The 25,453-nt window shown below is 52.2% G+C and carries 21 protein-coding genes; 11 read left to right on the top strand and 10 right to left on the bottom strand.

The window, feature by feature from the left end:
* The first annotated feature begins 9 nt into the window (after positions 1-9).
* From LY264_RS21345 to pdxY, 4 genes are all read left to right on the top strand, one after another.
* The gene (locus tag LY264_RS21345) at positions 10-1,020 is read left to right on the top strand and encodes an Ldh family oxidoreductase (RefSeq protein WP_048227168.1); all 1,011 of its coding nucleotides are present in this window, start codon (positions 10-12) and stop codon (positions 1,018-1,020) included.
* 810 nt (positions 1,021-1,830) lie between these two features.
* On the top strand, positions 1,831-3,201 hold the full coding sequence (locus tag LY264_RS21340; RefSeq protein WP_048215031.1) for a tyrosine phenol-lyase: 1,371 nt from the start codon (positions 1,831-1,833) through the stop codon (positions 3,199-3,201).
* A 189-nt stretch (positions 3,202-3,390) separates the two neighbouring features.
* Positions 3,391-4,656, top strand: coding sequence for an aromatic amino acid transporter (locus LY264_RS21335; protein WP_249457470.1), 1,266 nt, complete (start codon positions 3,391-3,393; stop codon positions 4,654-4,656).
* 11 nt (positions 4,657-4,667) lie between these two features.
* A complete protein-coding gene (pdxY, locus tag LY264_RS21330) occupies positions 4,668-5,525 on the top strand; it encodes a pyridoxal kinase (protein WP_048227167.1) in 858 nt (285 codons plus the stop codon).
* Between the two features lie 500 nt (positions 5,526-6,025).
* Here pdxY and LY264_RS21325 read toward each other — a convergent pair whose 3' ends face one another.
* Complete coding sequence (locus LY264_RS21325) at positions 6,026-7,579, bottom strand: L-lactate permease (RefSeq protein WP_008786084.1); 1,554 nt, start codon at positions 7,577-7,579, stop codon at positions 6,026-6,028.
* 581 nt (positions 7,580-8,160) lie between these two features.
* On the opposite strand from LY264_RS21325, the gene LY264_RS21320 reads away from it, so the two are divergent.
* From LY264_RS21320 to LY264_RS21310, 3 genes are read left to right on the top strand one after another with little or no spacing between them, the layout of a single operon-like run.
* Complete coding sequence (locus LY264_RS21320; protein ID WP_048227166.1) at positions 8,161-8,880, top strand: (Fe-S)-binding protein; 720 nt, start codon at positions 8,161-8,163, stop codon at positions 8,878-8,880.
* A 10-nt stretch (positions 8,881-8,890) separates the two neighbouring features.
* Positions 8,891-10,318, top strand: a complete 1,428-nt coding sequence (locus LY264_RS21315; RefSeq protein ID WP_048227165.1) for a LutB/LldF family L-lactate oxidation iron-sulfur protein — start codon at positions 8,891-8,893, stop codon at positions 10,316-10,318.
* Positions 10,311-11,006 carry a LutC/YkgG family protein gene (locus LY264_RS21310; RefSeq protein WP_048227164.1) on the top strand — a complete coding sequence of 232 codons (696 nt, stop codon included), beginning with the start codon at positions 10,311-10,313 and terminating at the stop codon, positions 11,004-11,006. Before LY264_RS21315 ends, LY264_RS21310 begins: the two co-directional genes overlap by 8 nt.
* A 49-nt stretch (positions 11,007-11,055) precedes the next feature.
* Here LY264_RS21310 and gntP read toward each other — a convergent pair whose 3' ends face one another.
* The gene (gene gntP / locus LY264_RS21305) at positions 11,056-12,399 is read right to left on the bottom strand and encodes a gluconate permease GntP (RefSeq protein ID WP_071692303.1); all 1,344 of its coding nucleotides are present in this window, start codon (positions 12,397-12,399) and stop codon (positions 11,056-11,058) included.
* 261 nt (positions 12,400-12,660) lie between these two features.
* On the opposite strand from gntP, the gene uxuA reads away from it, so the two are divergent.
* From uxuA to LY264_RS21285, 4 genes are all read left to right on the top strand, one after another.
* Positions 12,661-13,845 carry a mannonate dehydratase gene (gene uxuA / locus LY264_RS21300; protein WP_032942283.1) on the top strand — a complete coding sequence of 395 codons (1,185 nt, stop codon included), beginning with the start codon at positions 12,661-12,663 and terminating at the stop codon, positions 13,843-13,845.
* Between the two features lie 80 nt (positions 13,846-13,925).
* Positions 13,926-15,401 (top strand): fructuronate reductase, encoded by a 1,476-nt coding sequence (locus tag LY264_RS21295; protein WP_071692304.1) that lies wholly within the window; start codon positions 13,926-13,928, stop codon positions 15,399-15,401.
* 175 nt (positions 15,402-15,576) lie between these two features.
* Positions 15,577-16,350, top strand: coding sequence for a Uxu operon transcriptional regulator (gene uxuR, locus LY264_RS21290; RefSeq protein ID WP_048227162.1), 774 nt, complete (start codon positions 15,577-15,579; stop codon positions 16,348-16,350).
* 1,025 nt (positions 16,351-17,375) lie between these two features.
* The gene (locus LY264_RS21285) at positions 17,376-18,383 is read left to right on the top strand and encodes a porin (RefSeq protein WP_048227160.1); all 1,008 of its coding nucleotides are present in this window, start codon (positions 17,376-17,378) and stop codon (positions 18,381-18,383) included.
* Between the two features lie 62 nt (positions 18,384-18,445).
* On the opposite strand, the gene LY264_RS21280 is transcribed toward LY264_RS21285, so the two are convergent.
* The 8 genes from LY264_RS21280 to LY264_RS21245 form a co-directional block, all read right to left on the bottom strand.
* Positions 18,446-18,847, bottom strand: a complete 402-nt coding sequence (locus LY264_RS21280; RefSeq protein WP_032942287.1) for a hypothetical protein — start codon at positions 18,845-18,847, stop codon at positions 18,446-18,448.
* 191 nt (positions 18,848-19,038) lie between these two features.
* Positions 19,039-20,226: an MFS transporter gene (locus LY264_RS21275; protein ID WP_048227159.1), complete on the bottom strand. Its 1,188-nt coding sequence runs from the start codon at positions 20,224-20,226 to the stop codon at positions 19,039-19,041.
* A 94-nt stretch (positions 20,227-20,320) separates the two neighbouring features.
* Complete coding sequence (locus LY264_RS21270; protein ID WP_048227158.1) at positions 20,321-20,572, bottom strand: putative Se/S carrier protein; 252 nt, start codon at positions 20,570-20,572, stop codon at positions 20,321-20,323.
* Positions 20,569-21,336: a putative 2-hydroxyacyl-CoA dehydratase activator YjiL gene (gene yjiL, locus LY264_RS21265; protein ID WP_048227157.1), complete on the bottom strand. Its 768-nt coding sequence runs from the start codon at positions 21,334-21,336 to the stop codon at positions 20,569-20,571. The genes LY264_RS21270 and yjiL overlap by 4 nt, the downstream gene beginning before the upstream one ends.
* A gap of 9 nt (positions 21,337-21,345) precedes the next feature.
* Positions 21,346-22,497: a double-cubane-cluster-containing anaerobic reductase gene (locus tag LY264_RS21260; protein ID WP_048227156.1), complete on the bottom strand. Its 1,152-nt coding sequence runs from the start codon at positions 22,495-22,497 to the stop codon at positions 21,346-21,348.
* Between the two features lie 95 nt (positions 22,498-22,592).
* Positions 22,593-23,057 carry a GNAT family N-acetyltransferase gene (locus tag LY264_RS21255; RefSeq protein WP_003830072.1) on the bottom strand — a complete coding sequence of 155 codons (465 nt, stop codon included), beginning with the start codon at positions 23,055-23,057 and terminating at the stop codon, positions 22,593-22,595.
* A 13-nt stretch (positions 23,058-23,070) separates the two neighbouring features.
* Positions 23,071-24,351: a DUF445 domain-containing protein gene (locus tag LY264_RS21250; protein ID WP_048227155.1), complete on the bottom strand. Its 1,281-nt coding sequence runs from the start codon at positions 24,349-24,351 to the stop codon at positions 23,071-23,073.
* Positions 24,352-24,426: 75 nt separating this feature from the next.
* Positions 24,427-25,353: a LysR family transcriptional regulator gene (locus tag LY264_RS21245; protein ID WP_003845596.1), complete on the bottom strand. Its 927-nt coding sequence runs from the start codon at positions 25,351-25,353 to the stop codon at positions 24,427-24,429.
* Between the last annotated feature and the right edge of the window lie 100 nt (positions 25,354-25,453).

Genomic DNA, 25,453 nt, shown 5'->3' with positions numbered 1-25,453 from the left:
GAGTCGGTCATGGAGATGGTAAACCTCTCGTTAACAGAGGCTTATGCGCTGGCATATAAGGTGCTGCGCGGGAACGGATTCAGTGAAGCGCATGCCGTGGCGATCGCGACCAACGTGACCCACGGTGAGCGTGATGGCTGTGCCTCGCATGGTTTGTGGCGGTTGCTGGGGATTGTGGAGACGCGACGTAAAGGAAAGGTGTCACCTGACGCTGAACCGGTTATCACCGATACCGCGCCGGCCATTGTGAAGGTGGACGCCGGTGGGGCATTTTCCCTGCTGGCATTCGAGCGCGCGCTTCCGCTGCTGATAGAAAAGGCGCGCCACAGTGGTATTGCAGCCCTGGCGATTAACCGCTGTGTGCACTTTTCGGCGCTGTTTGCCGACGTTGAGCCGCTCACCGAGGCAGGGCTGGTGGCGCTGGCGACGACGCCCAGCCATGCGTGGGTTGCTCCCGCAGGCGGGACGCAGCCGCTTTTTGGCACTAACCCGATAGCATTTGGCTGGCCGCGTGAAGAAAAACTCCCGTTTATCTTCGACATGGCCACCAGTGCGGCGGCACGGGGAGAGATCCAACTCCATCAACGGGCGGGAAAAGCGGTGCCGGAAGGGTGGGGAATTGACGGTGACGGTCAGGCCACCACCGACGCGCAGGCGATCCTCGACGGTGCGATGTTGACGTTTGGCGGGCATAAAGGGTCGGCACTGGCGGCAATGGTGGAACTGCTTGCCGGACCGCTCATCGGCGATATGACCAGCGCGGAATCGCTGGCGTGGGATAAGGGGGCTGGCGGGTTGCCCTATGGTGGCGAGCTGATTCTGGCCCTGGACCCGGCCCGCTTTCTGGGACTGGAGGCTCCGCAGCATCTTGCACGTGCCGAGAGACTCTTTGCCGATATGCAGCGGCAAGGGGCGCGTTTGCCGGGCGAGCGTCGCTATCATTCCCGTACGCGTACAACTCGTGACGGTGTAGAAATAACCCATTCGCTGTTCAAGGATATATCCGCGTTAGTGAAATAATTATCGCGAGAACAGGAGGGAGGATGTCCCTCCTGTTATACGTTTATATAAATAGTTACTGTGATTAGCGATGCGCAGGTGTTGGCGCACCTTCGTATCGCGCTAATAAAACCCATGTAAATTCCCCCAGTGATCTTCGGTAAGTCCAGATGTAAATAAGATGAAATAAGCGCGAATAGCATGCTTTCGGAATAAATAGAAAACGCCTTCATCCCAATAAACCCGGTATTATTCATCGCATTTATTCATTATCTTTCACACGCCTGAATATCCCCACGCTCCAGAAAACAACGCCTGTCGGCATCAGACCAAAAATGCGATCTAACTCACTGAAGCAAATAGCAAACTCTGAAACAACACTGTTTTGTACACTTTTCTTTACGATTTTAGTGATCTAAATCACAAATATCACTCCATGAAGTGATCCGACTCTCACAAATTGGGGTGTACTCATTGAGCAATACATTATGAGAACAGCCTGGAAAGTTAAGTTTTCAGTATTTTCCCTCTCCAGTGACATGCAACGGTGAAGGGCAAATCAACACGCAAAAAAAACTCGTTGAATATGAACGGGTAAAAAAATGACGTGTGATTTGCATCACTCACATTTACAGCTTTTTAAATTATTGCCAATGATTAATGTTGACTGGGCTATTTCCATAATCAATCAAATCTTGCATAGTGCCTCCACATTATTTCTCCCCCTGGCTCAGGAGGCGAATAGTTATATTTCATCAGACTTTATTGATGAACCAGGTATGCTTTACTTCACATTAATACGTACATGACCACTGTTACTGGAGAAACAAAATGAATTATCCGGCAGAACCCTTCCGTATTAAAAGCGTTGAAACTGTATCTATGATCCCGCGTGATGAGCGCCTTAAGAAAATGCAGGAAGCGGGTTACAATACTTTCCTGTTAAATTCGAAAGATATTTATATTGACCTGCTGACCGACAGTGGCACCAACGCAATGAGCGACAAGCAGTGGGCCGGAATGATGATGGGTGATGAAGCGTACGCGGGCAGCGAAAACTTCTATCATCTGGAAAGAACTGTGCAGGAACTGTTCGGCTTTAAACATATTGTTCCGACTCACCAGGGGCGTGGCGCAGAAAATCTGTTATCGCAGCTGGCTATTAAACCTGGGCAATATGTTGCCGGGAATATGTATTTCACTACCACCCGTTATCACCAGGAAAAAAATGGTGCGGTGTTTGTCGATATTGTTCGTGACGAAGCGCACGATGCCGGTCTGAATATTGCTTTTAAAGGTGATATCGATCTTAAAAAATTACAAAAACTGATTGATGAAAAAGGCGCCGAGAATATTGCCTATATCTGCCTGGCGGTGACGGTTAACCTCGCGGGCGGGCAGCCGGTCTCGATGGCGAACATGCGTGCGGTGCGTGAACTGACACAAGCGCACGGCATTAAAGTGTTCTACGACGCTACCCGCTGCGTAGAAAACGCCTACTTTATCAAAGAGCAAGAGCAGGGCTTTGAGAACAAGAGCATCGCCGAGATCGTGCATGAGATGTTCAGCTACGCCGACGGTTGTACCATGAGTGGTAAAAAAGACTGTCTGGTGAACATCGGCGGCTTCCTGTGCATGAACGATGACGAAATGTTCTCTTCTGCCAAAGAGTTAGTCGTGGTCTACGAAGGTATGCCATCTTACGGCGGCCTGGCCGGACGCGACATGGAAGCCATGGCGATTGGCCTGCGCGAAGCCATGCAGTACGAGTACATCGAGCACCGCGTGAAGCAGGTTCGCTACCTGGGCGATAAGCTGAAAGCCGCTGGCGTACCGATTGTTGAACCGGTAGGTGGTCACGCGGTATTCCTCGATGCGCGTCGCTTCTGCGAGCATCTGACGCAGGATGAGTTCCCGGCACAAAGTCTGGCCGCCAGCATCTATGTGGAAACCGGCGTACGTAGTATGGAACGCGGAATTATCTCTGCGGGCCGTAATAACGTGACCGGTGAACACCACAGACCGAAACTGGAAACCGTGCGTCTGACTATTCCACGCCGTGTTTATACCTATGCACATATGGATGTCGTGGCTGACGGTATTATTAAACTTTACCAGCACAAAGAAGATATTCGCGGGCTGAAGTTTATTTACGAGCCGAAGCAGTTGCGTTTCTTTACTGCACGCTTTGATTACATCTAAAAAATAGTTATGGCCCCATCACGTGATGGGGCTTTTTTGTATTCCTTTTCCATGAACAGGAAGCCTTTGCGGTGCCCGTTACCGTGACATAACTAAAAAAAGTAAACCCTGACTCCGACATTTTTATTATCCGCATGATGTACAAATGACAGCTGTAATTATAACGAATAGTCTACAGGAACATTTATCATGGATATTAATGCCATTGAGCGACAGAGTAGTACCCCCGGACTGATTAGCGGAACCATGTTGGTTATCGCGACCGTAGTGGGTGGCGGGATGTTCTCCCTGCCGATTGCGATGGCCGGCGTATGGTTCCCCGGTGCGTCTGTTATTCTTCTGTTTATCGCCATCATGATGTTATTAACCGGTCTGATGCTGGTTGAAGTCAACCTGCATTATGGTGCTGGTGCCAGTTTTAATACCTTTACTCAGGATTTATTAGGCCGTAAGTGGAATATCGTTGTCGGTATCGCTTTCGGCTTTGTGCTGTATATTCTGACCTATGCCTATATTTCCGGATCGTCAGCGGTGATGGCGCAAACCGTGTTCAAATACAGCGGCGTGCGCTTTCCGGCGAATGTCTCGGTGGTGATCGTCAGTATGCTGGTCGGCGCGATTGCCTGGTACAGCTCCTTGCTGGTCGGACGCATCACTACCGTGTTGATTATCGGTAAGTTTATCGCGTTCTTTGCTACTTTCTCTGGGCTGGTTGGTCATATTGAAGTGGCGAAACTTGTCGACAGCGTGGCGGTGGCGCTGCCCAACTCACAGTACCTGCCTTACATTCTGATGACGCTGCCGTTCTGTATTATCTCGTTTGGTTTTCACGGTAACGTGCCGAGCCTGGTCAAGCTGTATGGCACGCGCGGGATTTCGAATATTACGCGCTCTATTATCATCGGCACGCTGTTTGCCCTGCTGCTGTACATCTTCTGGCTGGGCGTCACGATGGGTAACATCAGCCGTTCCGCGTTCCCGCCAATTATCGCCAAAGGCGGCAATATCGACGTGTTTGTTGAGGCCATCAGCGAGCTGTTCACCAGCCGGTATATGGATCTGATCCTGACCTTCTTCGGCAACTTCGCAGTAGCCAGTTCACTGCTGGCGGCGACGCTTGGCTTGTTCGATTATATCGCCGACCTGTTTCACTTCCCGGATGACGGCATGGGCCGCCTGAAAACCGCGCTGGTGACCTACTTCCCGCCAGCCGCCGTGTGCTTCTTCTTCCCGAACGGTTTTGTGCACGCGATTGGCTACGCCGGTCTGGCCTTTACCATCTGGAGCGTGATCCTGCCGCCGTTCCTGGTGAAAGCCGCGCGGAAACGTTTTCCGACCGCCAGCTATACCGCGCCCTGTAATAACACCGTGCTTAACCTGGTGATTGTCTGTGGAGCGGTTGTCTATCTGACGGTTGTTCTGGACGTATTTGGTCTGCTGCCAACGTTTCGTTAGACGGAGTCAAAATGAAAAACGTGTTGTCTGTTCAGTCGTCAGTCGTTTATGGCTATGCCGGAAATAAAGCCGCTGTGCTGCCGATGCAGCTTTCGGGGATCGATGTCTGGCCGTTTTACACCGTACAGTTTTCCAACCACACCCAGTACGGGATGTGGCAGGGCATGGCGATGCCGCACGGCGAGCTGAGCGCCATCATCAGCGGGCTGGATGACCTGCAAAAGCTGGCGCAATGCGACGCTGTGCTGTCCGGGTATCTTGGAGATAAACGTCATTGCGAAGAGGTGAAGCACGCGGTCACCACCATTCGTCAGCGTAATCCGCAGGCGCTCTATTTTTGCGATCCGGTGATGGGCGACCCGCAAAAAGGCTGCATTGTCGCGCAGGGCGTAGAGTCCTTTTTTGTCGATGATGCCATTCAACTGGCCGACATCATGGGACCGAATCTCTATGAGCTGGGCGTGCTGACGGGCAGACAACTGCGTAGTTTTGACGAGGTGGTGGAAGCTGCGCAGCAGCTGGTGTCGTGGGGTGTGAAGAAGGTGCTTGTGAAGTATCTCGGCGACTGCTCACGGGACACACAGGCGTTTGAAATGCTGCTGGTAACGCCGGAACAGACGTTACACATTGCCCGGCCGCTGTATACCTTTGCCAAAATGCCGGTGGGCGTTGGGGATCTGATTTGCAGCGTGATGCTGGCCTCACTGCTCAATGGTTATGAGGACAAGCAGGCGCTGGAGCGGACCACCAGTGTCGTCGATGCGGTGATGCGACTGACGAAAGAGCATGATTCGTATGAACTGCGACTGATAGATGCGCGTCACCAGATAATGGATCCGCAAATTCGCTATCGGGCAGCGGTACTGTAGCGCCGCAAGGAGGCCCTATGTTTCTGACATTGCTGCGACTTCAGCATCCTCTGGTCTACCGTTTCGCGTGGCTTCGTCTGTGGGTGGCGGTGTTAAGAGCATGCGGTCTGCGTAAGAGGAAGGGGTGAGCATTTTACGCTGCTGTCGCTGCCGGATGCGGCTCGCGCCTTATCCGGCCTACAAATGAGCGTGAAACGCAGGCCTACAAATGAGTGTGAAATGTAGGCCTGATAAGCGATGCGCCATCAGGCATAAGTGCCAGGTATTACACGCGGAAGTAGCGTGGTGGAATCAACGCGGAAAAGGCGTCGAACTTCTTCACCATCTTTTTCCAGAACAACATAACAACAATCCTCGATTTGAAACATCGGCGCTATTTTAGTCAGCGCCGACAAATCGTAAAGCCTGTCGCCTTGTTCCGTTCCTGGGGCGGTGTAAACCTTTTTGGTCACTGTGTCGTCAAATACGATTGCCGCGAATTTGACGGGGTTGACAATGGCTTACGCCATAAACCAGTAATAAAAGAGACCAACCTTTAAGCCGAGGATCACAATGTAGGCGCAGCAGTATTTCATGGTGCCAGACATAATCTGGTTGGCCTGACCGTCCATTTTGGTGGCAGAAACCGCGATGGCGATGCTTTGCGGCGAAATCATTTTCCCGCCCGTAGCGCCAGAGGTATTGGCCGCCGCCAGCCAGTTGGGATCGATATGTAACTTGCTGGCAGCAATGGTTTGCAGCTTGCCGAACAGAATGTTCGAGTTGGTATCGCTGCCGGTAACGAACGTGCCCAGCGCGCCAATCACCGGGGCGAGGAAGACGTACGAGCTGCCGGTCAGATCGACAATCGACTGCGCCAGCGTGGAGATAATCCCGCTGAGATCCATCACCGTGGCCAGCGCGACGATCGCCATAATTGCGACGATAGAGTTTTTAAGCTGGAAAATCGTTTTGATAAATACTTCCAGCATCCCGCGTGCGGACGCTCCCTGAATAAAACCGCCGATAATGGTCGCAAAGATGATCAGCATCCCTGGTGTGGTCACCCATTCAACTTTCAGTGCCATCGTTTTGCCGTCAGCCAACGTGAAATGCAGCACCGAAGCCAGTTGGGACGCCGCGCCTTTTATTGTCGGGAACAGCGGCGAACACAGCAGGATAAATACAAAAATAAACAGATAGATAGAGCCCACGCGGAACAGCACTTTTGCCGAGCGTGGCGTGGTTTCGCGGGTATGGCTGACCTCAATGCGCCACTCGGGATCGGTTTTCCCTTTGCGCAGGCGACTGACCATCGCCACGGCAAACAGGCTGACCAGGCTACCGGCAAAAGCGGGTAATTCCGCGCCAAGATGGATGGCGACAAAATATTGCGGAACCAGCGTGGTGATGCCGCAAATCAACGTGATCAGAAATACGCCACGAATGGCTTTCAGGCCGCCGCCAATAATGCAGACAATCACAAACGGCAGCAGGATATTAAACAGCGCGAGCTGCAAAATAATGGTTCCGCCTAAGGTATAAACCGGCAGATTAACCTGCTCTGCCAGAATAGAAACCGGGATCCCGACCGCGCCGAATGCGGTGGGAACGGTATTCGCCACCAGAGAAGCAATAGCAGCCTTCAGCGGGTTGAATCCCAGCGCAATAAGAATGCCGATCGGAATAGCGACCGCCGTGCCATAGCCCGCTGCGGCTTCAAGAAATCCACCAAAACACCATGAAATCAGCAGCACCTGAATACGCTTATCTTCGCTAATGCTGGCGAGAATATCGCGCAAAATATCCAGCGCTTTGGTCGCCTGCATGACGTTATAACTGAAAATAGCGCCTAGGATCACAATCACAATCGGCCATAACCCCTTCAGTGCACCATAGCCTATCGCGGCTTTCAGATTTTGTACGGGCATTTCCCAGAATATTGCCGATAGTGCAGCGGTGAATACCAAAGAAATCAGTACGGAATAATGGATGGGCATTTTTAATTTCAGTATTAAAAATACCATAAGTAGTAAAGGAGAGAGTGCCAGGGCAAACATAAAATATTCGTTCATTGCTATTCCTGATTGGTTCATTAAACCTGATTTATATTTATGGCGGGAAGGCTACATTGCCGTGTAAATAAAATATGTAAACTGAATCGCTTCAGTGAATAAAGTAATTATGATTTGTGGTTTTGTAACTATTGTAATCTTTTAATTAAAATTCAATGCCATGTAAATATACTTAAGAGCAAGGTGAATACCCATAAGTGGTTATTTAATAACATTTTTAATAATGGTAGTGACGAAGGTAGTAATCATTCGAAACTATTTTATAAGGTGTTAATAACACAGTTGTTTTCAATATAAAAATGTGAGCAAGTCCGAAATAAATAAACATGGGTATTGCATATGCATGTTGATTAGTGGATTATTTGGTTTTGTCATACAAATGAAAATACAGACATTTGCGATTGTCCTTATATAAGAAGATGAGAGTCGCTATCAAAGGAAAACGATCCGTGCATCATAATGAACCCAGACATTAGTAAAACAAGCAAATACAAAAACTGGGCGTGAAATACAGCTGAATCTTTGCTTGATATCGCGATATCAAGCGCAATAAACAGAAATGAAGCAATGGAGTAGTTATTGTGAATGTAAATTTCTTTGTCACCTGTATTGGTGACGCACTGAAATCACGGATGGCACGAGACTCCGTATTGCTGCTGGAAAAACTGGGTTGTCGCGTTAATTTCCCCGAGAAGCAAGGGTGTTGCGGTCAGCCAGCCATCAACAGCGGTTACATCAAAGAGGCGATCCCCGGGATGAAAAACCTGATCGCCGCGCTGGAAGACAACGACTACCCGATTATCTCTCCGGCAGGCTCCTGCACCTACGCGGTAAAAAGCTACCCGACGTATCTGGCCGATGAACCGGAATGGGCGCTGCGTGCTGAGAAAGTTTCCGCGCGTATGCAGGATCTCACCTCCTTTATCGTCAACAAACTGGGTGTGGTGGACGTTGGTGCCAGCCTGCAGGGCCGCGCTGTGTATCATCCTTCCTGTAGCTTGACCCGCAAACTGGGGGTGAAGGAAGAGCCGCTTACGCTGCTGAAAAACGTGCGCGGACTGGAGCTGTTGACGTTTGCCGATCAGGATACCTGTTGCGGCTTTGGCGGGACGTTCTCGGTCAAGATGGCCGAGATATCCGGTGAGATGGTGAAAGAGAAAGTCTTACATCTGATGGACGCAAAGCCGGAATTTTTGATTGGCGCAGACGTGAGCTGCCTGCTGAACATTGGCGGTCGACTGCAACGGGAAGGCCAGCCGGTCAAAGTGATGCATATTGCTGAAGTGCTGATGAGCCGCTGAGGGGAAAGAGATGTCGATAAAAACCAGCGATGTAGAATTTAAACTGCGTATTCGTCAGCAGATAGAAGATCCGATTATGCGCAAAGCCGTGGCTAATGCGCAGGAGCGTATCGGCGCGAATCGGCAAAGAATGGTCGATGAGTTAGGCCACTGGGAAGACTGGCGCGATCGTGCCAGCCAGATCCGCGATCACGTTCTGAGCAACCTCGACGCTTACCTGTACCAACTCTCCGAGAAAGTGACGGAAAACGGCGGACACGTCTATTTCGCCAAAACCAAAGAAGATGCAACTCGCTACATTTTGCAGGTCGCGCAGAGTAAAAATGCGCAGAAGGTGGTGAAGTCCAAGTCGATGGTGACCGAAGAAATCGGCGTCAACCATGTGTTGCAGGATGCCGGAATCCAGGTGATCGAAACCGATCTCGGGGAATATATCCTGCAGTTGGATCAGGATCCGCCTTCGCACGTCGTGGTTCCGGCGATTCATAAAGATCGCTACCAGATCCGCCGCGTGCTGAACGAACGTCTGGGGTATGACGGCCCGGAAACCCCGGAAGCTATGACCTTGTTCATTCGTCAGAAGATCCGCGAGGATTTCCTCAGTGCCGAAATCGGTATTACTGGCTGTAACTTTGCCGTGGCGGAAACCGGCTCGGTGTGTCTGGTGACCAACGAAGGCAACGCGCGCATGTGCACCACGCTGCCGAAAACGCACATTGCGGTGATGGGCATGGAGCGTATCGCGCCGACCTTTGCCGAGGTGGATGTGCTGATTACCATGCTGGCGCGCAGCGCCGTGGGCGCACGTCTGACGGGCTACAACACCTGGCTGACCGGCCCGCGTGAGGCGGACAACGTTGACGGACCGGAAGAGTTCCATCTGGTGATTGTCGATAACGGTCGCTCGCAGGTGCTGGGCTCAGAGTTTCGCGATGTGCTGCGCTGCATCCGCTGCGGAGCCTGTATGAACACCTGTCCGGCGTACCGCCACATCGGCGGACACGGCTATGGCTCTATCTATCCCGGCCCTATCGGCGCGGTGATTTCTCCGCTGCTCGGCGGCTATAAAGATTTTAAAGACCTGCCGTACGCCTGTTCTTTGTGCACGGCTTGTGACAGCGTCTGCCCGGTGCGTATTCCGTTGTCAAAACTGATCCTGCGTCATCGCCGGGTGATGGCCGAGGAGGGCATTACGCCGAAAGCCGAGCGACGGGCGATCAAGATGTTCGCCTATGCCAATAGCCATCCGGGGCTGTGGAAAGTCGGGATGATGGCGGGCGCGCATGCGGCGAGCTGGTTTATCAATGGCGGCAAAACCCCGCTCAAGGTTGGTGCGATTGGTGACTGGATGGAGGCGCGCGATCTGCCTGATGCTGACGGCGAGAGCTTCCGCAGCTGGTTTAAGAAACATCAGGCGCAGGAGAAAAAGAATGGATAACCGTACCGCGTTTTTAAACACCATCGCCCAGGCGCTGGGTCGCCCGCTGCGCTTCGAACCGCAAGCGGATGCCGCACCGGTTAACAACTATGCCAACGAGCGCCTGACCGAGTTTAGCCCCGAGCAGCGCTGCTCTGCGTTTATCCAGTTTGCCAGCGAAGTGATGCTGGCCCGCTGCGAACTGACCAGCGAGGACCAGGCCGCAGACGCGGCGCTGCGCCTGTGCGAAGAATTGGGTCAGCAGCCGGTGGTGCTGAGCGGCGACAGCCGGCTGGTGGAGCTGGGCATCACCGAACGCTTGCAGCAGGAATGCAACGCCGTGGTCTGGGATCCGGCGCGTGGTAGCGAAAATATTACCCAGGCCGAGCAGGCGAAAGTCGGCGTGGTGTATGCCGAATATGGCCTGACCGAGTCCGGCGGCGTGGTGCTGTTTTCCGCACCGGAGCGCGGGCGCTCCCTGAGCCTGTTGCCGGAGTCCTCGATTTTCGTGCTGCGTAAAAGCTCCATTCTGCCGCGCGTGGCGCAGCTGGCAGAAAAACTGCATCAGAAAGCACAGGCCGGTGAGCGTATGCCATCGTGCATTAATATCATCAGTGGACCCAGCTCGACGGCGGATATTGAGCTTATCAAGGTGGTTGGGGTGCATGGTCCGGTGAAGGCGGTATATCTGATTATTGAGGATTGTTGAGGCAGGATGGAAAACCGCTCTGGCGCTGTGGGCCAGAGCGGTATCAACGTTATGCAATCATGCTGATGATCAACACGATTATCAGGCCAACCACGGAGTTTACCAGCTCCAGCAGACCCCAGGTTTTCAGCGTATCCTTCACCGACAGATCAAAGTAGCCTTTGAACAGCCAGAACGAAGCATCGTTGATATGGGTCAGCGTGTTGGAGCCAGCCGCTGTTGCCAGCACCAGCAACGCCGGGTCGACGCCCACCAGTTGACCGGTTGCCGGGTCGAGGATTGCTGCGCTAATAATCCCCGCCGCCGTCATGGCTGAGACCACGCCCTGACCCGTTGCCAGACGAATCAGCACGGTTATCAACCACGCCATGATGTAGGGAGAAATATTGCCGTGTGACATCAGCATGCCGATGGTATCGCCGATGCCGGTATCGATAATGGTTTGCTTCAGTACGCCGCCCGCGCCGATGATCAGGATCACCATGGCGATGCTTTTCACCGCGTTTTCAAAGGCGTTCATTACCCACTGCATGTCATGACCGCGCGCGGTACCAAACAGCACGAAGGCGACAACCATGGCGATAAACATCGCAATCGGCGAGGAGCCTAAGAAGTTGACCACTTCCCACGCCTGCGTCCCTTTCACCAGCCAGATGTTGGCGATGGTGGTGGATATCATGATGATCGCCGGGATCAGCGGCACCAGAATAGACACGCCGAAGGACGGCAGGTTGTTCTGGTCAACCGGTACGTCGGCCTTCATGAATGACGGCGTTGGACGATCGAGGTTGCCGAGGAATTTCGGCAGGATAAGTCCGGCGCAGATCACGCTTGGAATGGTCACCAGGATACCGTAGATGTAAACCATGCCCATGTCAGCGCCGTAGGCGTTAACCAGCGCGACCGGACCCGGCTGCGGTGGGAACAGTGAGTGGGCGGTGGTGGCGGCGGCAACCGCAGGAATCGCCAGCTTGAGGAACGGGATCTTCGCTTCCGCGGCAATGACGATCACCAGCGGTGCCAGCATAATAAACGCCACTTCATAGAACATCGCCAGGCCGAAGATCAGACCAATAATGATCACCGACAGCTGCACGTAACGTAGACCGAGTCGCGCCAGCAGCGTATGGGCAATCTGATGCGCTGCCCCGGAATCAACCATCAGCTTACCGATGACGGCCCCGAATACCACGATAATCGCCAGCTCACCCAGCGTGCTGCCAAAACCGGATTTCATGGTATGCAGCAGTTCCATTAAATCCATTCCCGCCAGCATACCGACCGAGAGTGCCGCCAACAGCAGAGCGACCATCGAGTTTATCTTGAATCTTAAATTGAGCACCAGCATCAGGCCGATGCTGAATACAACCCACAGAATATTGAGAACGTGCATATAACGTCTACCTTACTTTGGTTGAACTATTATGATTTTGGTTGAGATGTTACAGATATTGGTCAACCTATGATGCGATGGATGTCACATTGCGTTACATGTTTACATTAATACTGGGTTGTATGGCCGTTAATTAGCGGTATGGTCAGCAGATATCGTGATTTGGTTAACCAATTTATCGCTTCAGGTTGACATGTAATACCAAAAGGAGGAATTTATGTGCCATATCGTCGAGTCCATAACGTAAACGAGGAATAAAACATGGAACAGACATGGCGCTGGTATGGTCCTAACGATCCGGTCACCTTAGCGGATGTGCGTCAGGCGGGTGCAACGGGCGTTGTCACTGCCTTGCACCATATCCCGAACGGGGAAGTGTGGACGGTTGATGAGATCCTGAAACGCAAAGCCATTATTGAGCAGGCGGGCCTGGTATGGTCGGTCGTCGAAAGCGTACCGATCCACGAAGACATTAAAACCCGTTCCGGCAACTATCAGCAGTGGATTGCCAACTACCAGCAAAGCCTGCGTAACCTGGCCGAGTGCGGCATTCGTACCGTATGCTACAACTTTATGCCGGTTCTCGACTGGACCCGTACCGACCTGGAATACGTCCTGCCGGACGGCTCCAAAGCGCTGCGTTTCGATCAAATTGAATTTGCCGCCTTTGAGCTGCATATCCTCAAACGACCGGGCGCGGAAGCGGACTACACCGCCGAAGAGATTGCGCAGGCGAATGAACGCTTCACCACCATGAGCGAAGAAGACAAAGCACGTCTGACCCGCAATATCATCGCCGGTTTACCGGGCGCGGAAGAGGGCTACACGCTCGACCAGTTCCGCCAGCATCTTGAACGCTATAAGGATATCGATAAAGCTGCGCTGCGTGAGAATTTTGCCGTCTTCCTGAAGGCGATTATTCCGGTAGCAGAAGAGGTCGGTGTGCGCATGGCGGTACACCCGGACGATCCGCCGCGCCCAATCCTTGGCCTGCCACGCATTGTTTCCACCGTGGAAGATATGCAGTGGATGGTCGATACGGTCAACAGCATGGCGAACGGTTTCACCATGTGTACCGGCTCCTACGGCGTTCGTGCGGATAACGACCTGGTCGACATGATCAAACAGTTTGGCCCGCGCATTTACTTCACCCATTTGCGCTCCACGCTGCGTGAAGATAACCCGAAAACCTTCCATGAAGCGGCGCATCTAAATGGCGACGTTGACATGTACGAAGTGGTGAAAGCGATCGTTGAGGAAGAACAGCGCCGTAAAGCCGAGGGCAAAGAGGATCTGATCCCTATGCGCCCGGACCACGGTCACCAGATGCTTGACGACCTGAAAAAGAAAACCAACCCAGGTTACTCCGCGATTGGTCGCCTGAAAGGCCTGGCGGAAGTGCGTGGCGTTGAGATGGCTATCCAGCGCGCTTTCTTTAGCCGCTAAAGCAGTGTTGCCGGTCGCCTGTCTGGCCGGCTTTTTTCTTTTCTCACCGTTGGTCTTTCCGACGGGATCTGGAGTTCACGATGACAACGACAATTGCCAATAGCAACCTGCCGGTTGCGCGCCCCGCATGGGACAGCTCTCGTCTGCAATCCCGCATTGTTCACCTGGGATGCGGCGCTTTTCACCGCGCGCATCAGGCGCTGTACACCCACCATCTGCTGGAAACCACCGACAGCGACTGGGGTATCTGTGAAGTTAACCTGATGCCGGGTAATGACTGCATACTGATTGAAAACCTGCGCAAGCAACAATTGCTGTATACCGTGGCGGAAAAAGGCGCGGACAACACCGTGCTGAAAGTGATCGGCTCAATGAAAGAAGCCCTGCACCCGGAGCTTGATGGTTGTGATGGTATTTTACAGGCCATGGCACGCCCGCAGACGGCAATTGTCTCGCTGACGGTCACGGAAAAAGGCTACTGCACCGATGCTGCCAGCGGCCAGTTAGATCTCAATAACCCACTGATTAAACACGATCTGGCAAATCCGGCCGCGCCGAAATCGGCGATTGGTTACATCGTACAGGCGCTGCATCTGCGTCGTGAGCAGGGGCTGGCGGCCTTTACCGTGATGTCCTGCGATAACGTGCGTGAAAATGGGCATGTGGCGAAAGTCGCGGTGCTGGGCCTGGCGCAGGCGCGTGACCCGCAGCTGGCGCAGTGGATTGAAGCGAACGCCACTTTCCCGTGTACCATGGTAGACCGCATTGTTCCGGCGGCAACGCCGGAAACGTTGCAGGAGATTGCCGACCAGTTGGGCGTTTACGATCCGTGCGCTATCGCCTGCGAACCGTTCCGCCAGTGGGTGATTGAAGACAACTTTGTTAACGGTCGCCCTGACTGGGACAAAGTCGGCGCACAGTTTGTTGCCGACGTAGTACCGTTTGAAATGATGAAACTGCGCATGCTCAACGGCAGCCACTCTTTCCTTGCTTATCTGGGCTATCTCGGCGGCTATGAAACCATCGCTGACACCATGACCAATCCAGCATACCGCAAAGCGGCGTTTGCGCTGATGATGCAGGAGCAAGCGCCAACGCTGTCGATGCCGGAAGGTACCGATCTCAACGCCTACGCGACGCTGCTGATCGAGCGTTTCAGCAACCCGTCTCTGCGCCACCGTACCTGGCAGATTGCGATGGACGGCAGCCAGAAACTGCCACAGCGCCTGCTGGATCCGGTGCGTCTGCATCTGCAAAACGGTAGCGGCTGGCGTCATCTGGCACTGGGCATCGCGGGCTGGATGCGCTACACCCACGGTGTGGATGAACAGGGGCAGGTCATTGATGTTGTCGACCCAATGCAGGCCGAATTCCAGCGCATTAACCAACAGTTCCAGGGAGCCGAACGCGTGACGGCGCTGCTGGGGTTGAGCGGCATTTTTGGTCATGATCTGGCGGAAAACACCGACTTTGTTGCGACGGTTACCGCGGCGTATCAACAGTTGTGTGAACACGGCGCACGCGAGTGCGTTGCAGCGTTAAGCGCTGACGAATAACCTCCCAGGTATGACGGGTCAATCAAAATACTAATTTGGTTGACCCGTTTTCTGTTTTTGGCTTCCCGCAAATGCTATAGTTCAGGCGAAAAAACGTTATTGGTAGGCCGGATAAGGTGTGCGCAGTCATCCAGCCTCCGGATTCTGAATTGACGCATCTGACGGACATAACACGATGAAATCGAACACTTCTCAGCAAAGACCCTACCAGGAAGTGGGTGCAATGATCCGCGATCTGATTGTCCAGACGCCGTACCAGCCTGGTGAGCGCTTGCCGCCGGAGCGTGAAATCGCCGAGAGACTCAATGTCACTCGCACGGTGGTGCGCGAAGCGTTAATCATGCTGGAAATTAAAGGTCTGGTGGACGTGCGTCGTGGCGCTGGGATCTACGTGCTCGACAATGCGGATGCGCAGACCATCGACAGTTCGGATGTGAATCATTGCAATGATGCAGGCCCGTTTGAGCTGCTCCAGGCGCGACAGCTGCTGGAAAGCAACATCGCCGAATTTGCCGCGCTGCAGGCCACCCGCGAAGATATCGTCAAAATGCGCCAGGCGTTGCAACTGGAAGAGCGGGAGCTGGCCTCCAGCGAACCGAATGGTTCTGAAAGCGGTGATATGCAGTTCCATCTCGCTATCGCCGAGGCCACGCATAACAGCATGCTGGTGGAGCTGTTCCGCCAGTCATGGCAGTGGCGCGAGAACAACCCTATGTGGATCCAGCTTCATAGCCATCTCGATGATACCCACTATCGTAAAGAGTGGATGGGTGACCACAAACAGATCCTGGCGGCGTTAATCAAAAAGGATGCCCGTGCGGCCAAGCTGGCGATGTGGCAGCATCTGGAAAACGTCAAACAGCGCCTGCTGGAGTTTTCAAATGTTGATGACATCGACTTCGATGGCTATCTGTTTGACTCCTGGCCGCTGGATAAAGTTAACGCTTGATTTTACCACCTCTCCCAGGCGGGCTGTTCCGGCCCGCTCGGCATTGCATAGCAACCTTTCTTTTCACGTCTTAAACCTCATGTAAAAAATGGTTTCCATAGTCTTCAATGATCATTTTTTTCGCTGCCCCTGTGTGATGTAAATTGATTTTCATCAATTAAAAACAACTTATTTTTGCTTGCGAAAAAATGCGCTATTTACCTTATTTTTACCTTTTCGTGCGTATTTTTAGACAAAACTGGTCTGTATTAAGTGAGAATCAAAGTAATTTCCGCTGTGGTTAGGGCAGGGCCGCCTGGCATAACAGCGCATAAAAACACGTGGTTTGCGTAAAAGTAGACATTAATAACGACATGTAACCTATTGGCTGCAATGATGTTTTGACTGTATATCATTATCCATGTGAATGATTCATGCTTTTTTAATCAAATGAATAAAAACGAATATATGTAAAGTTAAAATTACACATTATTCTATAAACAAGTTATCTTTCACTTGAAATATCGTTCCATTTTTCTGCTATTTATTAACAGTTTTATTACGATTGTGAATGTTTTTTACCGTTGACATGTTTTTACACTGACTGCATATTTCATCGCCATAAGCGTCTTATTGCGTTCAGGAGATGATGACGATGCCCTCTCGAGATTACCCTGATATCCGAAAAGCCAGGGGAACCCGATCAAAAGATATGGTTCTATTAAGTGCCCGTGTCGATACTTCTCTATGGGAATATGTTCGGATGCTGGCATTTGAAACCCGTAAAAGTAAACAAGATATTATCGCTGAGGCGTTAATGTTACATCGCTCTATTAATCAGAGTGAGAATCAAGAGTAAACATATCTGCTCTTAGCCTGGATTTAACTGAAATCCGAGTAGTGAATTATTTATTGCCACTTCATTATTGCCTTTATTGGTGTGTTATTGATTTCTCCCCTTGATATTCAGGGGGCTTTTTTATGAGGACTTCCTGCCTTCATAACAAAGTTGATAGCAAAATTCACAATTAAAAGTGAGTAAAAATATGAAAAAGTCAGCAGTGGTATTAGCAGTGATGGCATTAGGCGTCACTTCCGTTCATGCAGCGGAAATTTATAATAAAGATGGCAACAAACTTGATTTGTACGGCAAAGTGAAAGCGGTCCACTCCTGGACTGACGGCACCGATGCTGACGGTACCTACGCACGTCTGGGTTTTCGCGGTGAGACTCAAATCAACGATCAACTGACTGGCTATGGTCAGTTTGAAAGTCAGTTTGATGCCGCTAAAGCAGAAGGTTCTCAGAATGGTGTTAATACACGTCTGGCGTTTGCTGGTCTGGATTATGGCCATGACGTTAGCTTTGACTACGGTCGTAACTACGGTATCGCTTACGACGTGGGAGCTTACACTGACACTCTTTCAGAGTTCGGCGGTGACTCCTATGAAAATACTGACCGCTTCCTTACTACACGCACTTCTGGCGTTGCAACACTCCGCACCAAAAATCTGTTTGGTGCCGTTGATGGCTTGAGCCTGGGCGCGCAATATCAGGGTCAGGATGATTCCGATAAGGATCCGACGAAACAGCACGGCAATGGCTACGGCTTCTCCCTAGGCTACGACAATATCGCTGATTCCGGCGTATCTGCCATTGCAGCCTACACCAACAGTTCTGTGACTGCTCAGCAGAAACAAAATGGTTGGGATGGCGAAAACGCAGAATTCTGGGGTGCTGGCCTGAAATATGATGCAAACGCTATCTACGTTGCGACCATGTACGGCGAATCCCACAACCTGATTCAGGATGCGGACAAAGCGCAGCACTTTGAAGCGATGGCGGCCTATGTGTTTGATTTTGGTCTGCGTCCGAACGTGGCATACGTTCATGCACGTGACAACAACAACACTGATCTGACCGAATACGTTGCGCTGGGCACAGACTACTACTTCAACAAAAACATGGTTGCTGATGTGGGTTACAAAATTAACCTGCTCGATGGCAAAGACGGCGACAATCAGGTTGTTGCGGGTCTGACCTATCAGTTCTAAGTAGTTATACTAGTACGAAAAAGGCGTCTTGGTTAAGACGCCTTTTTTACATCTATTGGAGTTTAAACCGGCTGGCTTTCTTTCATCTGTACACCGCTAAACAGCCATTGCCAGATGCCCACTTTTACCCATGCGACCACGCAGAGGATCAGATAAAAAAGCGGATTATGGGTAATGGTAACGCGCATGACTTCCATTAAATCCACATGCAAATTTCCGGCAATTGCCATATTGATAACAAAAATAGAGGCTACCGCGCTGGCCAGTAAAATAAGTATGGCATGTAACTTTGTTATCTCCGGTAACTTGCCAGAGGCCCATTGCCATAAGAATGTTGTTGATAACAGGAAGATAATAAACAATCCCAGTGCGCCAAACAGGCCAAAGTCTTTATAATCCTTTAGCGTACCAATTAAACCCGCCAAAATAATTAACCCCAGTAGTATTTTTTTAAACCACGACATGTGCCTTTCCCGAAGATGGTGTTGATGTTGAATTAATATGTCCATTTTTACGCATTTTAAATTGAGTTTATAAATGAACAGCCGGGAATTATAAATTGTCTGACGGGTAATTGCCGATTATTTGCGGTTTATTAAATGCTGACATTTAATTGCGGACTAATCCGAATATAACTTCTTTAGATGTTTGCCGTTTATACTCTTTTGGGCGAGGCGAAACGCTGTTTGTATAATTGCGTGAGGCTGATAAGCGCCGCAATAAACAACGCGACCGCGCCGCACACCGTGGCGTTAACGATCGCCTGTGCGCCGCTTCCCAGCAGGCTGGTTAATAGCGGACCAAGTATTTGTCCAATGCCGTAAGTCAGAGTGACCAGGCCCAGCAGATTAATATTGCGCGGCACGCTTAGTTGACGGGCAAGCGGCATCACCAGTGAAGTAGTTCCCATAAACGTTGCGCCAAACCCCATGCTGCTTATCACCAGCAGCGGCAAGGAGCCGCTGGCGAGCGTCATGACCACGCAGGCGCTTTGAATCAGCAAATTCGCCGTCAGGCATTGCAATACTCCCCAGCGTCGGGCGGCCCACAGCCAGGCGAAACACCCCGGAATTATCGATATGCCGACCAGCGACCAGAGATGGGCAGTCAACAGCGGCGAACCGGCACTTTTCGCCATCAGCGGCAGGTAGGTGGCGACAATGATGTAGCCAAATCCGGCCAGCCCGTACAGTAGAGCCAGCAGCCACCAGGATATAGGCTGATGCTCTGTTTTTACCGGGGCCGCAGCGGGGAGCACGTGGTTGCGAGATGGCAGGAGTATAACCAGTAGCACAAAGAACAGAGCCGAGGCTGCCGCTGCGCCCAGCCAGAGCGTGTGCGATGAAAGCGCAAAATGCAGACCGCTAATAACATATTCATTGCCCAGCAAAATGCCTGCGCCAACGCCGGAGAACAATGCCGCGATCACGAAGGGATGCCGGGTATGATGCAGAACGATCATTGAGCCAAAGATCATCATACCTGCACTGGCGACGCCCGCCAGAAAGCGGATCAGCATCACCAGCGCGGGCTGCGTTAAGCTTGCCATCGCCAGAATCAGCCCTGCGGTAGCGAGCGCGGACGTTAGCAGCATCGGGCGTAAGCGTGAGGGAAGATGGAAGAGCCCGAAGGAGAAGAGCAGGCTTCCCGCCAGATACCCGGCGTAGTTGGCGCTGGCAATCCAGGAGAGTTGCTCAAATGTAAATTGACCTTCCGACAGCAGTACCGGCAGCATTGGTGTATACAGAAAGCGCCCAATTCCCATACCCAGTGTTAAGACCAGCATGCCAAAAAGCGCGACGCTGATGGCATGACGATTTGAATCTGGGCTTCCCTGGGACATACGGACTCTCATTTCGCGCTGTTAGCTGATAATTGTTATATTACATGCGTAAATGATAATGAAAAGTAAAATAAAACTAAGTCCCCTGGTACGTTCAGGAAGGGGGAAAAGTGGCAAGGCAGCGCCAGCCTCCGTTTTCAAGACGGTAGATAGATTCGGTATGACCCGGAATTATCCACTCATCCTCCTTGCCAGCAACGCAGTCGATGTAAATGCACAGCCCGCAGCCACCGCGTAGCTCGCGGGGAATATCTGCCACCCGAAAGCACATACCCGCAGCCTGTAGCGCTTTACGCGTTTTGATGACGCCGAGGGTAGAATGAAACAGGAACAGTGCTTCCTTCACTTACGTTTCCCCTGACGCTGGCCTATTAACGCGGCCCCAATCGCCCCGGCAAACTGCGCATCGGGATGCGTGTGTACGGGAATGCCAACGTGGCCTTCAAGCATACGGGCAAAGGCGTGACAGTGGCTTACTCCCCCGGTAAATAACAGTGGAGCCTGCCCTGAAAGCCGCCCGATGAAATTCGCGCTGCGTCGGGCCATCGCGTTGATCACTCCCGCTAAAATTGCCTCCGGCGCGACACCCGCAGAGCGCAGGCTGATGACCTCTGACTCGGCAAAAACCGTACACATGCTGGTGATGGCATGTGGTTCGACGCCAGCGGTAATCGCATCTAACTGCTCTACGCTGGCGCCGAGCGTACGTGAGATGACTTCCAGAAATCGTCCGGTCCCTGCCGCACATTTGTCGTTCATCAAGAAATCGCTGAGGTTGCCATCATCATCTAACTGGATGACTTTACTGTCCTGACCGCCGATATCAATCACTGTGCGGGTGCCGGGAGCCAGCAAGCGTGCTCCCAGCCCGTGGCAGGAAATTTCAGTGACCTGTTTGTCGGCATAATCCACAAGCTGCCGTCCGTAGCCAGTGAGGGTTAAAAATGGTCTATCGTCCAGCCCCGCCTGCAGCGTTTCCCATGCCTGCGCGATCGCTTCGGCAGGGCGAAATGGCGTTGGGCAGAGGAAGCGACGTCTGATGACGTTCCTTTCCAGCAAAATACCTTTAGTCGCCGTGGAGCCGGAATCGATCCCTATTGAGTATGTCATCCCTGTTCCTCACAACATTTCAATGAACGCGGCGACACGAGTGCTAAGTTGGCCGATATCCGAGCTGGAATAGTCGGTTTCAATAGCGATATAGGGAATGTTGTGCTGTTGGCGGACGTGTCGTTTGATGGCGAGTGATTCAACGGCGTAAGTGTGGCAAGCCTGTAAAATGACATCGACGACGCCGTCAGCCTGGTACTCTTCAACCATTTGGCTGAGCATTTGCAGACGTTGATCGTTAGGGGAAATACATGAGCAGCCTATGGCGAGGTATTTATCGGTCAGTGCGTCGTAGACGTCGCCAGTTTCCTCCACGCACTGTTCAGTGGCTTTCGCACCGGTACAGTTTTCATAACCCACCACCCAACCGCCGTTTTCTTCAATGGCACGAACCACTTTTTCTGCCGCGCCGCCGATGGGGCAGCCGGTTATCAGTATGCGTGGACGCGACGCCAGACGTTTCCCGGCCTGCCATTTCTGATGTACCCGCTCGGCCATGCTATTAAGCTCGTCGATCAGTGCTTCTTTATCAAAGCGGAAGGTTGCACCGTAGACGACTTTCAGAATGTCACTGCCGCTGAGTGCGGGTGGGTTGAGCTGACCAACGCGGTAGAAGTTCGCCAGTGCACGACGTTCCTGGTTTTTGAGAATGACGGCTTCACGTAGCGCGGCTTCGGTAATCGGGGTGCCAAAACGGGCTTCGATTGCCTGCTGCAGACGCAGGATCTCGGCTTTCCACAGCGCCCGCGAAGCCGCATCACTGGCGCTGTTGGGCAGTTGCATCACATGTACCGCTTTAAATTCAGCCATGTACTCGTACATCTTCTTTTTACCATCGCAGGTCGTTTCGCCCACCACCAGGTCAGAGAAGTAGAAGTACGGACATTTATCCGTTTTACCAAACCCGTAGCTGCTTTTGATCAGCGGACACAGGTTTCGTGGCAGATCTTTTTCGGCCTCTTCAATCGTTTCATCAGAGGTTGAGCATAGCGAAACGACGACCGCGCCTGCCGCCATCGCTATCTCCTGCGGCATAAAGGTGCAATAGGTCCCAACGAGCGGGATACCCTGCTCTTTAAGATCCATTACGGTGAGAAAACCTTTCTGACGGGCGTCGGAGAATTGATTAAAAATGGCGGGTAAATCGGTGATTAGCGACATGATTTTCCTTCCCCGTAACACGGGAGACAGTAAAAAGACGTCGCATTATAACCATGCAATTTATCTGGCTTTATTGATGTACAACAATTGTGCGCTTACAGATTACGACTGTAGACCCGTGAGACTTCCCCCCACGGATGATAGCCCGGTCCGTCAAAGTAAAATCCCGCTTTCTCGTATAAACCTTCCAGGTCAGTACACAAATGGAGCTGCATAAAGCCTAGCTGTTTAGCCTGCTGCGCAATATGTTCAATCAGGCGAAACGCCAGACCGTGACCACGATAGCGAGGATCGACATAGAGCGCGCATAGCCACGGCCACAGTTCGCCGCGACTGATAAAATCATTAGTGATCAATCCGGCGCAGCCAACGATGCTGTCGCCGTCCTGCAGCCAGTACCACTGCGGTAGCGGGTTCTTTGCGCCAATGCAACGATGCAGCGCATCTTCGTATACCTTCACGGAGTCTTCTGAGGCCCATTGTTGCTGAAAGTAAGCGGTGACCTCGTGCAGTTTTTCAGGTGTTTCGCGCAGGGAAAAAATGCGGATGTTCATCGTCATTGAATTTTTCTCCTTAAAAATTCGCCAGCGTCAGCAGGGAAGGAATTTGCGACAACAGATATAACACCAGCCCAATAGAACCGCCAACCAGCGTGCCGTTGACGCGGATAAACTGCAAATCTTTACCGATGTTCAGCTCGATTTGCTGCGACATATCGCGTGCATCCCAGCTTTTCACCGTGTCGCTAATATGGCGCGTCAGGAAGGTGGCGAACTCTGGCGCCACTTTATGTGCGGCCTGCTCCAGATGCCCATTCAGTGAGGCGCGCAGGGCGCTGTCGGCTACCAGTGTTTCGCCAAACCACTGCCCGGCGCTGGCGATGCGCTGCTTCACGCGGGAATCGTCGGCGTTAATGTCGGTTTTCACCCACTGGCGCAGGTCTGCCCACAGCTCGCCAAGATAACGGTTGAAGGCTTCATCTTCCTTCAGATAGCTTTTCAGGCTTTCGGCCCGCATGGCCATCTCCGGATCGTGTTTGAGTTTATCGATGAGCTTAAACGTGGCGCGATCGAAGGCATGGCGGATCTGATGCGCGCGATCGTGGCTGATGTCATCCAGCAAGGAGTTAACGGCATCAGATACCAGCTCGGCGCTGTGTTCGCCCAGCCATTCGGTCGGCAGGATTTTTGCTTTCAGCGGATGTTCGGTCTCCAGCCAGTGCACTACCTGTCGGGCGATAAACGCCCGCGAGCTGTCGCGCTGGAGCAGGGCGATCAGTTGGGCGATCAGCGTGTCGAGCAGCACCTGATGGCGATTGTTTTTGGTCATGCTTTCCAGCATTAGCGCGCTGGTACCGGAGAGATCGACCTTGTCGATGGCCTTGTGCACCGCCCGCTTGATCAGCCGTTGAATGCGCGAGTCGTCGGTCAGTTCGAGAAAACCACTCATGATCTGCAGCAGATGCTGGCCAATACGCTGGGCGTTTTCCGGCTGGCTGAACCAGTTGCCGATCAACAGCGCCGGTTCATGGCGGCGGATCAGCGCGACCAGCGACTGGGTATCGAGAAATTTTTCCTGCACAAACTGACCGAGGTTTTCGCCGATCCGATCCTTATTGCGCGGGATAATCGCCGTGTGCTGCGAGATAAACGGGATCGGCACCCGGCGAAAAAGCGCCACCACGGCAAACCAGTCCGCCAGCGCGCCCACCATCGCCGCTTCGGCGATCGCTTTGATCCCCAGTACCCAAAAGTTAGGCGGCAGAAAAAGCGTGATGACGAAGGTGGCAGCGGCAATCAGCAGCAATGAGAGCGCCAGTCGCTTGGCGCGTTTGAGTTCAGCAATTTTATTCATAGGCTTAAGGATAGAGCCAGACGGGGGGATCGCGCAAAAAATGTGGAGCGCCTCCCATTTTCAGGTGGGCTGGGCTTACTCAGGGATCCAGTTGTCCCAGGCGGGCAAGGGGCCGAGTTCCGCCACCAGAAAATCGATAAACGATCGCACCTTCGGATTGCTGTACTTGCTGGGAAAGTACAGCGCATACAGGGCGTGAGTTTCACAGGTGATAGTGCCGTCGAGCATCAGCGGCGTTATCTCTTCTTTTTGAATATGATCGCCAATCAGATAGGTGGGCAAATACGCCACTCCCTGATCTTCTAATACTGACTTCAGCAATACCAGACTGCTGTTGGCCTGGATCGGCATATGCAGTTTCAACTGATGCAGACGATCCTGTTCATCCGCCACTTTCAGTACCGGCGTGAGGCCTGGATAAACCAGACAATCATGATCCACCAGATCGCTTCGACGCTGGGGCATGCCTTTTTTGGCGAGGTAGCCGGGTGAGGCACAGTACGCCCAGCGAACAGGCACCAGCTTGCGCATCGCATAGTTCTGCGGCGGTGCGGTGGAGATGCGCAGGGCGATGTCGAAATCCGTTTCGTTCAGATTCACGAAGTTATCGTTGAGATCGATATACAGATTCACATCCGGAAACTGGGAGCGATATTTATCTACCAGGTTCACCAGCCGGGAATAACCAAACGCAATTGAGCAGGTTATGCGTAATTCACCCTGCGGGCTGTGGTAATAACCTGAAGTGGTATTCAGCGTTTCATCGAATTCTTTCAAAAGCTTATTAGCGCGATTGAAGAGATATTGCCCGGCGTCGGTCAGGGTAATACTGCGGGTGGTGCGTTTAATTAATGTCGTGCCCAGCGTGTCTTCCATCGCAGCCAGACTTTTGCTGACCGCAGACGGCGATACGTTGAGCTGCGCCGCGGCTTCTGACAATCCTCCGCAGTCGACGATTTTAGTAAAAAACTCCAGATGCTTGAGTGAAATTGGCGTACTCATAGTTTCCTTTAATTCACAAGTGATTTGCAAAAACGGTACGAATAGGCCGTTACATTCGCGTTTTAAACATGCAACTATTGAATCACAGGAAATAACTTGC

The organism is Citrobacter portucalensis, from assembly GCF_023374935.1.
Lineage (GTDB): Bacteria > Pseudomonadota > Gammaproteobacteria > Enterobacterales > Enterobacteriaceae > Citrobacter > Citrobacter portucalensis.
Note: the sequence above shows the minus strand (reverse complement) of the source record. Positions and strands in the feature narration are given on the sequence as shown.

What these genes read in the sequence shown, in the direction of transcription:
- LY264_RS21345 (WP_048227168.1), top strand. Translation starts at nt 10, where the DNA reads ATGGAGATGGTAAACCTCTCGTTAACAGAGGCTTATGCGCTGGCATAT.
- LY264_RS21340 (WP_048215031.1), top strand. Translation starts at nt 1,831, where the DNA reads ATGAATTATCCGGCAGAACCCTTCCGTATTAAAAGCGTTGAAACTGTA.
- LY264_RS21335 (WP_249457470.1), top strand. Translation starts at nt 3,391, where the DNA reads ATGGATATTAATGCCATTGAGCGACAGAGTAGTACCCCCGGACTGATT.
- pdxY (WP_048227167.1), top strand. Translation starts at nt 4,668, where the DNA reads ATGAAAAACGTGTTGTCTGTTCAGTCGTCAGTCGTTTATGGCTATGCC.
- LY264_RS21325 (WP_008786084.1), bottom strand. Translation starts at nt 7,579, where the DNA reads ATGAACGAATATTTTATGTTTGCCCTGGCACTCTCTCCTTTACTACTT.
- LY264_RS21315 (WP_048227165.1), top strand. Translation starts at nt 8,891, where the DNA reads ATGTCGATAAAAACCAGCGATGTAGAATTTAAACTGCGTATTCGTCAG.
- LY264_RS21310 (WP_048227164.1), top strand. Translation starts at nt 10,311, where the DNA reads ATGGATAACCGTACCGCGTTTTTAAACACCATCGCCCAGGCGCTGGGT.
- gntP (WP_071692303.1), bottom strand. Translation starts at nt 12,399, where the DNA reads ATGCACGTTCTCAATATTCTGTGGGTTGTATTCAGCATCGGCCTGATG.
- uxuA (WP_032942283.1), top strand. Translation starts at nt 12,661, where the DNA reads ATGGAACAGACATGGCGCTGGTATGGTCCTAACGATCCGGTCACCTTA.
- LY264_RS21295 (WP_071692304.1), top strand. Translation starts at nt 13,926, where the DNA reads ATGACAACGACAATTGCCAATAGCAACCTGCCGGTTGCGCGCCCCGCA.
- uxuR (WP_048227162.1), top strand. Translation starts at nt 15,577, where the DNA reads ATGAAATCGAACACTTCTCAGCAAAGACCCTACCAGGAAGTGGGTGCA.
- LY264_RS21285 (WP_048227160.1), top strand. Translation starts at nt 17,376, where the DNA reads ATGAAAAAGTCAGCAGTGGTATTAGCAGTGATGGCATTAGGCGTCACT.
- LY264_RS21280 (WP_032942287.1), bottom strand. Translation starts at nt 18,847, where the DNA reads ATGTCGTGGTTTAAAAAAATACTACTGGGGTTAATTATTTTGGCGGGT.
- LY264_RS21275 (WP_048227159.1), bottom strand. Translation starts at nt 20,226, where the DNA reads ATGTCCCAGGGAAGCCCAGATTCAAATCGTCATGCCATCAGCGTCGCG.
- yjiL (WP_048227157.1), bottom strand. Translation starts at nt 21,336, where the DNA reads ATGACATACTCAATAGGGATCGATTCCGGCTCCACGGCGACTAAAGGT.
- LY264_RS21260 (WP_048227156.1), bottom strand. Translation starts at nt 22,497, where the DNA reads ATGTCGCTAATCACCGATTTACCCGCCATTTTTAATCAATTCTCCGAC.
- LY264_RS21255 (WP_003830072.1), bottom strand. Translation starts at nt 23,057, where the DNA reads ATGACGATGAACATCCGCATTTTTTCCCTGCGCGAAACACCTGAAAAA.
- LY264_RS21250 (WP_048227155.1), bottom strand. Translation starts at nt 24,351, where the DNA reads ATGAATAAAATTGCTGAACTCAAACGCGCCAAGCGACTGGCGCTCTCA.
- LY264_RS21245 (WP_003845596.1), bottom strand. Translation starts at nt 25,353, where the DNA reads ATGAGTACGCCAATTTCACTCAAGCATCTGGAGTTTTTTACTAAAATC.